At 66.7% G+C, this 14,074-nt stretch carries 9 protein-coding genes and 1 tRNA gene; 5 read left to right on the top strand and 5 right to left on the bottom strand.

Translation table 11 applies throughout. The annotated features are described in order from the left end of the window. Positions 1–180: 180 nt before the first annotated feature. From RWX87_RS05605 to RWX87_RS05595, 3 genes are all read right to left on the bottom strand, one after another. Positions 181–253 (bottom strand) — tRNA-Ala (locus RWX87_RS05605). A gap of 84 nt (positions 254–337) precedes the next feature. Next, positions 338–1,018, bottom strand: coding sequence for a VTT domain-containing protein (locus RWX87_RS05600; RefSeq protein WP_314688447.1), 681 nt, complete (start codon positions 1,016–1,018; stop codon positions 338–340). Positions 1,019–1,172: 154 nt separating this feature from the next. Further along, positions 1,173–2,774 carry a phospholipid carrier-dependent glycosyltransferase gene (locus RWX87_RS05595; RefSeq protein ID WP_314688448.1) on the bottom strand — a complete coding sequence of 534 codons (1,602 nt, stop codon included), beginning with the start codon at positions 2,772–2,774 and terminating at the stop codon, positions 1,173–1,175. 174 nt (positions 2,775–2,948) lie between these two features. On the opposite strand from RWX87_RS05595, the gene rsmI reads away from it, so the two are divergent. Beyond that, positions 2,949–4,064 (top strand): 16S rRNA (cytidine(1402)-2'-O)-methyltransferase, encoded by a 1,116-nt coding sequence (gene rsmI / locus RWX87_RS05590; protein ID WP_314688445.1) that lies wholly within the window; start codon positions 2,949–2,951, stop codon positions 4,062–4,064. 576 nt (positions 4,065–4,640) lie between these two features. Here the strand turns inward: rsmI and RWX87_RS05585 are convergent. After that, positions 4,641–5,177, bottom strand: coding sequence for a hypothetical protein (locus RWX87_RS05585; protein WP_314688443.1), 537 nt, complete (start codon positions 5,175–5,177; stop codon positions 4,641–4,643). A 371-nt stretch (positions 5,178–5,548) separates the two neighbouring features. On the opposite strand from RWX87_RS05585, the gene metG reads away from it, so the two are divergent. Further along, positions 5,549–7,432, top strand: a complete 1,884-nt coding sequence (gene metG, locus RWX87_RS05580; protein ID WP_314688441.1) for a methionine--tRNA ligase — start codon at positions 5,549–5,551, stop codon at positions 7,430–7,432. Between the two features lie 408 nt (positions 7,433–7,840). On the opposite strand, the gene RWX87_RS05575 is transcribed toward metG, so the two are convergent. Next, positions 7,841–8,950: an alpha/beta hydrolase gene (locus RWX87_RS05575; protein WP_314688439.1), complete on the bottom strand. Its 1,110-nt coding sequence runs from the start codon at positions 8,948–8,950 to the stop codon at positions 7,841–7,843. A 331-nt stretch (positions 8,951–9,281) separates the two neighbouring features. On the opposite strand from RWX87_RS05575, the gene RWX87_RS05570 reads away from it, so the two are divergent. The 3 genes from RWX87_RS05570 to RWX87_RS05560 all read left to right on the top strand — a co-directional run. Next, entirely contained in the window at positions 9,282–11,135 is a 1,854-nt protein-coding gene (locus tag RWX87_RS05570) for an ABC transporter ATP-binding protein (protein WP_314688436.1), read from the top strand. 11 nt (positions 11,136–11,146) lie between these two features. Further along, complete coding sequence (locus RWX87_RS05565) at positions 11,147–12,937, top strand: ABC transporter ATP-binding protein (protein WP_314688433.1); 1,791 nt, start codon at positions 11,147–11,149, stop codon at positions 12,935–12,937. A 199-nt stretch (positions 12,938–13,136) separates the two neighbouring features. After that, a partial coding sequence (locus tag RWX87_RS05560; protein ID WP_314688431.1) for a TatD family hydrolase occupies positions 13,137–14,074 on the top strand: 938 nt, incomplete at its 3' end.

Raw genomic sequence — 14,074 nt, 5'->3', positions numbered from 1 at the left:
TGCCCGCCACGGGTCGATGCATGACTGTCTCGGGTCAGTGCCATGACGAGCGCTTCGCAGCCACCTTCATACATCGCCATTCTTCCAGCCGGACGGGGGAATCGTCAGCTTTCGCGCAGCGAGGAAGGGGCGGACGAAAATGAAAAAGGCCTCCGGGGAACCACCCCCGAAGACCGCTCGTGGAGCTGAAGGTAATCGAAACCTCGACCTCTTCGATGCGAACGAAGCGCTCTACCAACTGAGCTACAGCCCCATTGCCCCATCGGGCAACTCACGACACTCTAATACAACCCCCGTACCGGCGCAATCCGCATGGCCTCGTCTCCCCTGACTCCCCTCAGGACTCCGCGTCCGCATCCTTCCGACGCCCGAACTTCGCCTTCCACAGTCCCACGAAGGTCGGGATCAGGGAGATGAGCAGAATGGCCACGATGACGAGCTCGAAGTTGTCCTGCACCACCCTGATGCCGCCGAAGAAGTAGCCGAGCAGGGTGAACAGCGTGGACCAGGTCAGTCCGCCCAGCACGGAGAACGGCGTGAAACGGCCCCAGCGCATGCCGGAGATGCCGGAGATGAAGGGCATGAAGGTGCGGATGAAGGGGAAGAACCGCCCGAGGAACACGGCGAGCGGCCCCCACTTCTCGATCATCGCCTCCGTCTTCGCGATGCGCTCGGGGGTCATGGCCTTCACCCTGCCCGAATCGATGATCCGACGTCCAAAGAAGCGCCCGATGAAGTAGTTGCACTGGTCGCCGACGATCGGCGCGCACCAGACCACCGGCAGCAGGACGGCTAAGGGAAGCGCAGCCACACCGGTCGTCGCGTCGGGCGCTGCGAAGAAGCCGGCGGCGAACAGCAGCGAGTCGCCCGGAAGGAACGGGAAGAACACGACGCCGGTCTCGATGAACACGATGAGGAAGATGAACCCCAGCGTCGGCGCCACGCCCATGCCGATCCACGTGGCGATGGCGGTTCGGGGATCCCTGAGAAGCCTGACGAAGAAGCTGATTGCGTTCATGGTTCGGGCGGCTCCTGGTGATGATGGTCCGCCGTCGTTCCGGCGGCGGCGCTCTGGTCGTTCACCCTAGCAAGTCTTCCCGCTTCGGGCGTGGGCATCCGATTTCCCGACCCGAACGTTCACGCGCGCTGCGTTCACGCGTCGAACGTCGCCGTCAGATCCAGGAGCTGAACCACATATGACTCAGCCAGAACCCGTAGGGCACGGGCATCGCCGTCCAGATCGGGTAGAAGAAGACGGAGACGATGATGACGACGCCCATCGTGACGCCGACCGTCGTCCTCCACGCGGCGGGGGATATGCGCGAGCGCAGCCAGTCGGCCACGTAGCAGATCGCGAGGATGATCCACGGGAGGATGACGATGCAGTAGAAGGTGAAGGTGGTGCGGTGGAGATACTGCGCCCACGGGAGCCATCCGCCGAGGAAGCCGGCGAGCACGGCCCAGATCCGCCAGTCGCCGCGGCGACGGATCGCGATGACGATTCCTGCAATCACGCAGGCCGATCCGAGCCACCAGATCAGCGGGTTGCCGAGCGAGGTCACCGCGGACACGCAGCGCTGGCTCGTATCCAGCGAGCACAGCCCCGGATGCCCGTCCAGCCACTCCCAGTAGAAGCTCGTCGGCCGCACCTGCAGCGGCCAGGTGAGCGGGTTCGCCTTGTAGGCGTGCGGAACGTCGAGCGTGGTGTGGAACTTCCACATGTCCACGTGGTACTGCACGAAGGAGCGCAGACCCTCCGGCAGCCAGGTCACCCCCTGGCCCGGGTTCTCCGCCGCCCAGTCGTGCATGTAGGAGTCGGGGTGGATGAACCAGTTCGTCCAGTCCGCCAGATACGTCAGCCCGTACAGCGGCACCATGTACAGGGCGGCGGGGATCCCGTCGCGCACGAGCCCGGACCACAGCCAGAAGCGGTAGCCCGCCCTCCGGCGCTCCCAGGCGTCCCACAGGACGCTGAACAGGCAGAACACGGCGAAGAAGTAGATGCCCGACCATTTGACGCCCGTGGCCATGCCGAGCAGCACGGTCGCGCCCACGCGCCACCACGAGAAGGCGATGCGCGGCCCCCGGGCGTCGAGCACCATACGGGGATGGCGGCGCGTGCCGCGGACCAGCCAGCGCGCGGACCTGCGGGAGGAGTCGAGGGCGAACTGCTCCCGCAGCCGTTTGCGCGCCCAGTCGCGATGGATGAGCAGCAGGCTGAAGGCCCCGAGGGCGAACACCATGATGAAGTTGTCGAGCAGTCCCGTGCGGCTCAGGACGATGGCCACGCCGTCGACGGACATGAGCACGCCGGCCATGAGGGCGATGGGCAGGTTGCGGAAAAGCCGCAGCGCCACGCGGATCATGAGGATGATGGCCACGGTCCCGGCCACGGCCACGCTGGCACGCCAGGCGAAGGGGTTCGACGCCCCGCCGAAAAGCCTCAGCCCGATCGCGATCAGCCATTTGCCCAGGGGGGGATGCACGACGTATTCGGCCGTGCTCAGCCAGTGGTTCGTGTCCCCCGCGGCGAAGAGGTCGTTGACGGCGACGTCCATGCCGTCGGACCGGACCGTTTCGGGCCAGTCGCGGGCCTCGCCGGTCATGATCATCGTCCAGGCGTCCTTGACGTAGTACGTCTCGTCGAACACCACGGCCCGGGGCTCGGCCAGACGCCAGAACCGCAGGGCGCCGCCGAAGGCCGCTACCAGCAGGGTGAGCAGCCAGCCGATGAGACGACGATGGCCGAGGAACGCCGCCGTTGCCGCGCGCATCCGCCAGGCGAGACGCCATGCCGCGGTGCCGACGACGGCATCCTCGTCCGTTCCGTCGTCGTCCGTCACCGTGGACGGTTCGGACTCCGGCTTACGGGCATGCAAGGCCGTGATCCTCATTCGCGCTCCCATCATCCCCCACCTTAGGGGATACTTTAGGGGATACTGGTGGGCATGACCGCGACGACCATCCAAGCTTCCCAGATTCCCCATGATGACGGTCCCCATGACGATGACGGGCCGGGGAGGGATGAGCTTCCCCTGGGGGGCGTCGGGCCGGGGGTGGCCGCGGCGGATGGCGTCCGCACCGACCCGGTGACGGATGATGACCTGGATCGTGAGGATCGGGGCGACGTCGTCTCGGTTCCGGTTCCGGTCCCCGGTTCCGATGGTTCCGATGGGCATGCCTTCGGGGTCGGCCGCGTGGTGCTGGCGGCCACGCCCATCGGCAACGTGGCCGACGCCTCGTCCAGGCTCGTCGGCCTTATCGAGCATGCGGACGTGATCGCCGCCGAGGACACGCGCCGGCTGTACGACCTGGCCAACAGGCTGGGCGTGAGGGTCGGGGGACGGGTGGTCGCGTACCACGACCACAACGAGCGCGAGCGCAGCGACGGTCTGCTGGACGAGGTGAAGGCGGGGGCCACGGTGCTGGTGGTCTCGGACGCGGGCATGCCGACCATCAACGACCCGGGCGTCGCCATCGTCCGCCGCGCCATCGACCGTGGGCTTCCGGTCACCTGCGCCCCCGGACCCAGCGCCGCCCTGGACGCGCTCGCATTGTCCGGACTGCCGACGGACCGCTTCTGCTACGAGGGCTTCCTGTCCCGTCGGCACGCCGAGCGCGTCCGCCATCTGCGCACCCTGCAGGCGGAGCGGCGGACGATGATCCTCTACGAAACCCCCCATCGCATCGCGGAGTCGATGGACGACCTTCTCGACGCCTTCGGTCCCGACCGCCGGATGGCGCTCTGCCGGGAGCTGACGAAGGACTACGAGGAGATCCGCCGGGGGACCGTGGAGGGAATCCGCCGGGGCGTCGTGGAGGACCCTCCGCGCGGCGAGATCGTGCTCGTCGTGGCCGGCGCGTCCGAGGACGAGGCGGATGCGGCAGCATCCTCCGCCCTGAGCGTCGAGGATCTGGCGGTGCTGTCCATCGACCGCGCGCGGGAGGACGGGCTGCGCATCAAGGACGCCATCGCCGAGGTCATCGAGGAGCATCCGATGCCCGACGGGTCCCTGGCGAACCGCAAGCAGGTGTACGCGGCGGTTCTGGAGATGCGCTCCTAGACTCGTCCAGTGTTTCGAGAAGCACGAGAAGAGCCTGGGTGACCCCCGGCCCTCCGGCCTGCGCGATGAACTCCAGAAGCCCGGCGTCGGCGCGTGGGTTGGCCACCAGCCATCGGCGCAGGTCGGGGCGCTCGCGGGCGATGCGCCAGAGGATCGCGCGGTCGCAGTCCGGGTCGCAGGCGGCCTGCGCGTCCAGGCGTCGTGGCGGATGCGGGGGTGTGGCTGCGGCGTCGTTCTCCCCGTGGGCGGAGCGCGTTCTCCGCTCGGGCGACGAGGGACCGCATTCACTCAGTCGTCGTCCCAGGTCCTCCGGGCGGTCGGGTTGTCTTCTCCTGGGCTGCCCTGCCCTAGGCCTTGTCTCCTGAGACCTTTCCGCCTTGTGCCTTCCCGCCGATGTGCGGTCCCTCCGTATTCGCCACTTCCGAAACGCCATGCCGGCTCCTCCCCGAATCGGTGGATGTCGTGACCGGGTCGTCTGCGACCCACGGGCGTCAGGGCGGAGGGGGCGGAAGGACGGGTTCGTCGGTCCCCGCCACGTTCAGGCCCGCGGGCGGCAGAGCGAACGATGCGGTTCCGTCACGCCGTGGCCCCGACTTCGGCCAGACGTCTTCTGGCCGTGCGGATGTTCGGCCAGAAACGGTTCTCGTCGAGGACCTGCACGCATTCGTGGGGATGGACGTCATAGTCGTCCAGCAGCTCGCGGATCCGTTCGAGACCTCCCAACGCCGCGAACTCCGCGTCCGGCAGCAGCGTCAGATCGCAGACCGTTCGCGCGGGGGCCGTGACCCGGATGCCGGAGATGACCATGACGTCCCTGGCGGAGGTCTTGCGATTGAACACACGGATTCGCCGTCCATGCACAAGCGAGCGGAAATGCGAATCGGACACGATATCGATGGTGTCGGGGAACCGTCCTCCCAGCCACACCCAGGCGGCGAGACCCATGCAGGCGGCCGTGTCCGGAGGAAGCATCGTCCCCACGATGGCGCCTCTGCCGGAGAGCGTGCGCGCCTGCAGGCAGGTGTAGCCGCCCGTGCGATGGTCCAGCGTGCGGATGACGCCATGCCGCGTCAGATGGCGCAGGCTCAGCGGACCGGGAAGGCTGTCCGCCATGACCAGCAGGGGCACCGGGGGGCGGGCATGTCCCTGCGGTCCGCCGTGCGGGCGCCGGGAGGGCCCGATCCGTGGGGAGGCCGGGGCATGGGGCGCCCCCTGGCCGTGGGGTGATGATCCGGGTCGTCCCGCGGGGTGCGAGGCGGTCGCGATCCTGCCCAGCACCTGCACCGTTCCGGTGCTCGGGGAGGTCGCCATCGTCTTCTGGGTTCTCTGCTCCATTACGGCAGGCTAGGACATGCCGTAGGGCCTTCTGGCGTCGCCTCCGAGGAATGGGGATTTGTGGATGGGACCGGAAGGGCCTTTCCAGGCGCCTGCACAGGCCCCGTCGGTCGACCCCCTGTCCCCGACGGGGCCGATAATCGGGAATCATGAGTCATATTCTCGTCAATGTCGCCTGGCCGTACGCCAATGGGCCCCGCCACATCGGCCATGTCGCGGGCTTCGGCGTGCCATCCGACGTCTACGCGCGCTATGAGCGCATGAAGGGCAACAAGGTGCTGATGGTGTCCGGCACCGACGAGCACGGGACGCCGATCCTGGTGGAGGCGGAGAAGGAGGGCGTGACGGCCCAGCAGCTCGCCGACCGCTACAACGCGGTGATCGCCAAGGACCTGTGCGACCTGGGGCTGAGCTACGACCTGTTCACCAGAACCACCACCGGCAACCACGAGAAGGTCGTCCAGGAGCTGTTCACCCAGTGCCTGAAGAACGGGTACATCTACAAGGGGACCCAGAAGGTCGCCATCTCGCCGTCCACCGGACGCACGCTGCCGGACCGCTACATCGAGGGCACCTGCCCCATCTGCGGGGCCGACGGCGCCCGTGGCGACCAGTGCGACAACTGCGGCAACGAGCTGGACCCCGACGAGCTCATCAACCCGGTGAGCAAGATCAACGGCGAGACCCCGCGCTTCGAGGAGACCGAGCACTTCTTCCTCGATCTTCCGGCGCTCGCCGAGGCCAATCTCGCCTGGCTGAAGACCCGCGAGGGCTGGCGCACGAACGTCATCAACTTCTCGCTGGGCCTGTTCAGGGAGGTCCGCCCGCGCGCCATCACGCGCGACATCGACTGGGGCATCCCCGTGCCGGTCGAGGGGTGGATCGACAACCCCAACAAGAAGCTGTACGTATGGTTCGACGCCGTCATCGGCTACCTGTCGGCCTCCATCGAATGGGCCCGCCGCAAGGGCGACCCCGAGGCCTGGCGCGCCTGGTGGAACGATCCGGCGACCCCCGGCTACTATTTCATGGGCAAGGACAACATCACCTTCCACTCCCAGATCTGGCCCTCGGAGATGATCGCCTACAACGGCAAGGGATCCAAGGGCGGCGAGACCGGCAGGCTCGGGCCGCTCAACCTCCCCGAGCAGGTGGTCGCCTCCGAGTTCATGACGATGGAGGGCAAGAAGTTCAGCTCCTCGCGTGGCGTCGTCATCTACGTCAAGGACATTCTGTCGCGCTACCCGGTGGATGCGGTGCGCTACTACATCTCGGTGGCGGGGCCGGAAAGCTCCGACTCCGACTTCACCTGGTCGGAGTTCGTGCGTCATAACAACGAGGAGCTGGCCTCGAGCTGGGGCAACCTCGTCAACCGCGTCGCCAATCTCATCAACAGGAACTTCGGGTCGATCCCGCCGCTTGACGAGGATTCCATGACCGGCGAGGACCGCGCCCTGCTCGAACAGACCGCGGCCGCCTTCGACGTGGTCGGCGGGCTGATCGAGCGTCATCGCCAGAAGAACGCGCTTTCGGAGGCCATGCGGGTGGTCGGCGACATCAACAAGTACGTCTCCGCCACCGAGCCGTGGAAGATCAAGGACGATGAGGCGCGTCTCGGCACGGTGCTCCACGTCGCGGCGCAGGCCGTGTCGGACGCCAATCATCTGCTGGCGCCGTTCCTGCCGCATTCGGCGCAGAAGGTGTGGGAGGCGCTCGGCGGCACCGGCACGTTCTCGCCGCTGCCGCATATCGAGGAGGTCGAGGACCTCGACAGGCCCGGTTTCCGCTATCCCATCATCACCGGCGACTACGAGCTGGGCCGCACGGTGCATCCGTGGGCGAGCGAACCGCTGGTCGCCGGGGCCGCCGTGCCCACGGCCGAGCCGATCTTCGCGAAGATCCCCAAGGAGGCCGTCGACGAGGAGCTCGCCCGCTTCGAGACCCAGCTCGCCGAGCGTCGGGCGGCGGAGCGGAAGAGGTTCGAGGAGGCCAAGGCCCGTCTGCATGAGGACGAGACGAACGAGGAGAAGTAGACGGATTCGGTGACGGGTCCGCCGGTCGGTGCGGACGCGCCGGCCGCGCGGATTCGCGCCGGCGGCTCCCGATCCTCGCGGAGGAGGATGCGCGGCGATCGGGTGACGCACCCGACGATTCGACGGACGGACTTCGGGAGGCCTCCTTGACGAAGGAGACACAATACCGCCACTGGATTCTCAGAGAACTTTCAGGATACCGGGGTGATTCTCCAAGAATCCGCTGGTTATATCAGTCATGTCAGCGGTTGAAGGTGATACGGATACCGATGGCGAGGCTCCCAGCCGAACCCCATAACTGAACCCTTCTTCTCTCTTCTCCTGCCCGGCGGAATCCCCCTCCACCGGGCTTCTTCTTTTTCGTTCCCGGTTTCCCCGACCCCCTGATCTCCATCCCGGCCGCGCCGCCTACGCCCTGGACAGCGCGAAGTCCCTCATAAGATCGAGCGCCCGTCGGCTCTCCTCCAGCCATGTCAGGCAGACGGGGAAGACATGCCCCAGCGTCTGGTGGCGTGGCGCCTTCCAGTCGTGCAGCTCGAAGTCGGCGTGCCGGCGTGCCAGTGCAGCCGCCAGATCCAGGGTCTCCGATTCGAGGAAGTCGTCGCTGCTGGTGGTGAGGAACAGAGGGGGAAGCTGCGCCGACCTCACCAGGCCCTGCGGCGTCAGCCACCTCTGCGCGTCGTCGAGGCCGGCGAAGAAGGCCTCGCCCACCGTGCCCTTCAGCGAGGTGTAGGTGCGATGCCGCCCGGTGCCGGGAGCTCCGTTGCGGGACAGGTCGTATACGCCCGAGACGAGTGCGGCGCCCGAAAGCCGCAGTTCCGAGGCCCTGCGGATCCCGAAGGCGCGGGCCGCGTCCGACGAGGATTCGATGGCGAGGGTGAGCAGCGCCAGTGCGGCTCCCGCCGAGTCCCCGGTGAGGAACACCGTCGACGGGTCGAGCGGATGCTCCTCGGCGTGCGTCTTCACCCACCTCAGTCCCGCCTGGATGTCCGCCAGCTGTCCCCGGAGGTCCGTCTGCGGGGCGACGCGGTAGTTGAGGCCGATGACGCCGAAGCCCAGAGCGCATAGATGCGTGGCGAAGTTGCGGTTGAGCTCCTTGGACCCATAGCAGAAGGCGCCGCCGTGGACGTCGATGAACACGGGGGTCGTATGCCCGCCGCGCAGCACCGCGTCTTGGGGAAGATAGAGGTCGAGCCGATGGCCGCGCACCGAATCGCCGTCCGGCAGATAGGGGATGTCCGTGAGAACGTCCACCCCGTCCGGGTCGCGCCACAGCGGCGTGCGGGGGACGTCCGACGAGGCCATGGCGCATCGGGCGTCGAAGATGGACCGGGCCAGGTCCTCGGGGACGTCGATGAGATCCTCGTCCATGTCGCTCCAGCGCCGAGCGCGCTCGACGATCGAGGGGTCGACTCCGTCGTTCTCGGACTTCGGCGTTCCGCGATGACGGGCCTGCCCTCCCGTCGTCGGCCTCATCGCGTCGGCCATCCCCGCCGTCGTCCTGTCCGATGCCGTCATTGCCGTCCTTTCATGCCGCTGGCGCCGCCTGCACGGGGTTTCCGCGTCCTCCGGCGGAGCGCGTCCCCACATCCGGGGAGTCGTCCGAACCGCGCCGATCACGGTCTCGCTCTCACCCATTATGGGGTCGTCCCGGCGAGAACGGCGGCGTGGCGGCTGCGGGAATGCGTATTCACGGACGGTACCCGTCGACGACTCGCCCGACGTCATTCCGTGAGAGGAAGGGAACGCCCTGTGGTTACCATGGCTTCGCGTCGGTGCTGGAATCCGTCGATGGAGCAGTGCGGCGAAACATACCCAGATCAGTGAGGATGGGCGGTAGGCAGGGTCGATGTACGTCAATTCATCCAGCAACAGCGACGCCGGGAACCTGCGGTGGATTCTTCCCTACTGCCGTCCGGACCTTCCCCGCGTGGCCGGTTCCCTGGTCCTTTTCCTCCTCAATGACACGCTTGCCATCATCTCGCCGCTTATCGCCGGCCTGATAGTCGACCAGGTGATCACCCAGGGTCGTCGCGACCGGCTCGTGCCGCTGTGCGTCCTCATGGTGCTGGTGACGCTGGTCCGCGTGGTGTCGAGATACGGCTATCAGCTCTGGATGGAACGGTTCGGGCAGAACTCCATCTACCGGCTGGTCAGCGACGAGTACGAGAAGCTCCACGAGCTCGACTTCACCTATTTCAACCACACGCGGGTGGGCGACATCATGAGCCGCATGACCTCCGATACCGATGCCATACGGCATTTCCTCAGCTGGGTCACCTATCAGATGGCCGACGCCGTCGTCATGGTTCTCGGGTCGCTGTGCGTGATGGCCTGGATCGACTGGAGGCTCGCCCTGGCCCTCGCCTGCGTGGTTCCGCCCCTGTTCCTTCTGACTCGGCGGCTGGCCTCGCACGCCCGTCCCCTCTTTCTGGCCATCCGGAACTCGCTGGCCAGCCTGAACTCGATGGTGGAGGAGAACATCGAGGGCAACCGGATAGTCAAGGCCTTCGTCCGGGAGGACCATGAGACGCGGAAGTTCGATGAGCGCAACCAGGACTACATGGATCGCAACATGGACCTCGCCGAGAACAGCCGACGCTACATGCCGTGGATGGATGGCCTGGGATTCTCTCTGCAGCTCATCACGCTCGGCTTCGGCGGGCTTCTCGTCATCCGCGGCACGATGACCCTGGGGAACCTCGTCAGCTTCAGCAGCTTCCTGTGGATGCTTGACGGCCCGGTCAGGCAGTTCGGATGGCTTATCAACGACTGGCAGCGCTTCAATGCCAGCTGCGTCAAGATCCGGCGTCTGCTCACGGCCCGGCCGCGCATCGTCGAAAGGCCCGACGCCGCGACGGAGGTCCACCAGGCCGCCGTCATCCAGGCGAAGGTGACCGGGGATGAGGGGCGCCGGCACGTGGCCGAGCGCATGAGCGGCGAGATACGCTTCGACCACGTCAGCTTCGCCTTCCCCGACGATCCGGACGTCCCCATCCTCAAGGACGTCGATTTCGTCCTTCCGGCGGGAAGGAAGCTCGGCATCCTGGGGGAGACCGGCTCCGGCAAGTCGACCCTCGTCAGCCTCATATCGCGCTTCTACGACCCCACGGTGGGGCATGTGCTCATCGACGGCATCGACGTGCGCGACTGGCCTCTCGCGACCCTCCGCAGCCAGGTGTGCATCGTCGCCCAGGACACCTTCCTCTTCTCCGACACGATCGTCGGGAACATCGGCTTCGCCGCCGGGCAGGCGCATGACGAGACGTACATTCGGCGCATGGCCCGCATCGCCGGGGCCGACGACTTCATCCGCGAGCTCCCCGAGGGCTACAACACCATCGTGGGCGAACGCGGCGTCGGTCTTTCCGGCGGTCAGAAGCAGCGTCTCAGCCTCGCCCGGGCGCTTGCCGACGACCCGGCGATCCTCGTGATGGACGACACGACCTCCGCCGTCGACATGGAGACCGAGGCCGAGATACAGCGTCATCTGCTCGAGATGGGAGGCGGCAGAACCACCATCACCATCGCCCATCGGATCTCGTCGGTCAGGGACTGCGATCTGATCCTCGTTCTTGAGCACGGGAGAATCGTCGAGCGTGGCGCCCACGACCAGCTCGTCGCCGCCCATGGACGGTACTGGGAGATCTACCGCCGACAGCTGGGCCTGCAGTCGGGCGAGCCCCAGGGATTCGAATCGTAGGAGGAGGGACCATGGCACAGCGCAACACGTCCCGCGAGGACGAGGAGCTCGAGGAGCGCATCAACCTCCATGACCTCGGACGCATCGTCGCCTATCTGCGGCCGTATGCCGGGAGCATCGCGAAGATCCTCGCCGTCGTGGTGATGATGAGCTCCATCGTCGTCACCGTCCCCTATCTGACGAAGATCATGATCGACGACGTGATCCCGCACGGGGACCTGCCGAGGCTGGGTCTTCTGTCGGGGATACTGGCGGCCCTCATCGTCGTCTACGAGATCGGCCTGCGCTATCGGACGGTCTCGATTACGCGGGTGGGCCAGCTGATGCTTCGCAGCATGAGGCGGGACCTGTTCACCCATATCCAGACGCTGCCCTTCGACTACTTCGACTCGCGCCCGCATGGCAAGATCCTCATCCGCGTCGTCAACTACGTCAACACGTTGTCCGACACCCTCTCCTCGGGGCTGATCAACGTCATCTCCGACGTGTTCACCTTCATCGTCACGCTTGCCGTCATGTTCGTGCTGGACTGGAGGCTTGCGCTGTGGAGCCTCGTCCTCTTCCCGCTGCTGGTGCTGTGGGTGAGAATCCTCCAGGTCTTCCAGCGCCGGGCCTACCAGAGGCTGTCCAACAAGCAGAGCAATCTCAACGCCTATATCCATGAGTCCATCGCCGGGGTGAAGACCACCCAGACCTTCGCCCAGGAGAAGAGCCAGTTCATGGCCTTCCAGAGGCAGCAGGGGGAGGTGCGTGACTTCTGGATGAAGGCGGTCCACATCCAGATGCTGATGTGGCCGGGGGTGCAGACCATCTCGACCATGACGATCGCCTTCCTCTACTACGTCGGCATCATGGGCGTCGGCGGCGTCGACGTGTCCACCGGCGTGCTCATCGCCTTCGTGGGATACGCGAACAATTTCTGGAGCCCCGTGATCGACATGGGGAACTTCTACAACCAGCTCATCACCTGCTCGGCATACCTCGAGAGGATCTTCGAGACCCTCGACGTCAGGCCGTCCATCGTCGACGCCCCTGACGCCGTCCGTCTTCCCCAGGTCCGTGGACGGGTGGACTTCCGCGACGTGGTGTTCCGGTACGACGAGGACGGGCCCAACATCCTCAATCTGGTCAGCCTGCACGCCGATCCCGGGCAGACGGTGGCTCTCGTCGGCCCCACGGGAGCCGGGAAGACGACCGTCGTCAGTCTGCTGTCGCGCTTCTACGACGTGACGGAGGGGGCCGTGCTCATCGACGGATACGACGTGCGCCAGGTGACTCTGGAATCCTTGCGTGGACAGATGGGGATCATGCTCCAGGACCCCTTCATCTTCTCCGGGACGATCCGCGACAACATCCGCTATGGACGGCTGGACGCGACCGACGAGGAGATCGAGGAGGCCGCGAGGGCCGTCCATGCCCACGAGTTCATCGCGGAGCTCCCCGAGGGCTACGACACCGTCGTGCAGGAGCGCGGATCGACGCTGTCCGCGGGCCAGCGTCAGCTGATCTCCTTCGCACGGGTGCTGCTGTCCGACCCGAGGATCCTCGTGCTCGACGAGGCCACCAGCAGCATCGATACGCGGACGGAGGAGGCTCTCCAGGCCGGCATCTCCCATATGCTCAAGGGTCGCACCAGCTTCGTCATCGCCCATCGGCTCTCCACCATAGAGGACGCCGACCTCATCTGCTATGTGGACCACGGCCGGATCGTCGAACGTGGCAGCCATGCCGAGCTCATGGCCAGACATGGGGCCTACTGGCGGCTGGTCGAGTCCCAGTACGCGGCCGCACGCCGCGCGTAGCCCGCGAATCGACTCCCGCGCAAGGAAGGGCGTGGGGCTGGTCCGCGTGACACCCTTCCTGAGCCTGCCGATGGATGCAGGGGCCGCCGCGAGCGTCGTTGCGGGCGTCGCAGCCGCCGCCGGGTCCCGAGCTGCAGCCGGCGGTGTCAGACGGCATGCGCGGTGTCATGACGGCATGGGGACTGCCTAGTGTGGAGGCATGGCAAGGCATCATCATCGCGACCGCAGCTGGGCCCCCGCCCCCGAGCCGCTTCCGGCGGACGCCCGCGTCGTCGACGACCACACGCATGTGGCGTCCGTGGTCCCCTTCTCGCAGGAGATGGACCGGCAGGCGCGCGAGCGCGAGCAGCCGCCCGTCCCCGTGTACTCGGTGGACGAGCTGCTGGATCAGGCGTCCGCGGTCGGCGTGGAAGGCGTGATCGACGTCGGCTGCGAGTACCCGCATCTGTCCACCGCCGTGGACATGGCCCTGGCGCATCCAGGAACCGTGCATGCGGCGCTCGCCATCCACCCCAACGAAGCCGTGCTCCACGGCCATCGCGGCGTCCCCGGACCGGACGGCCTGCCCGTGACCTATCGGCCATGGCATGACCTGGCGTTCGGGGACGCTCTGGCCGAGGTGCATCGGCTGTGCCTGGCGCATCCCGGTCAGGTGGTGGCCATCGGGGAGACGGGCATGGACCTGTTCCGCACCGGGCCGGGGGCCGAGGAGATCCAGAGGCAGGCCTTCCGGGACCATATCGCGCTCGCCAAGGAGCTGGGACTTCCGCTGCAGATCCATGACAGGGACGCGCACCGGCAGGTCATCGAGACGCTGCTGGCGGACGGAAGCCCCGAGTTCACGGTCTTCCACAGCTATTCGGGGGATGCCGGCATGGGACGCATCGCCCGCGAGCACGGATGGTATCTGAGCCTGTCCGGGACGGTGGGGTACAAGGGCAACGACGGCATCCGCGAATCGGCGAGGATCGTGGGGATCGACCATGTCATGGTGGAGACGGATGCGCCGTATCTCGCGCCCATGCCCTACCGCGGACGCACCAACGCGCCCTACATGATCCCCTACACTCTGGGAGCCGTGGCCGACGTCTTCGACCTCCCCGTGGCCGAGGTCGCCCGCGCCACGAGACGGACCGT

It is taken from the genome of uncultured Bifidobacterium sp. (assembly GCF_963540075.1).
Classification (GTDB): domain Bacteria; phylum Actinomycetota; class Actinomycetes; order Actinomycetales; family Bifidobacteriaceae; genus Bifidobacterium.
The sequence above is the reverse complement of the archived record's forward strand: the minus strand, read 5'-3'. Positions and strand labels throughout refer to the sequence as shown.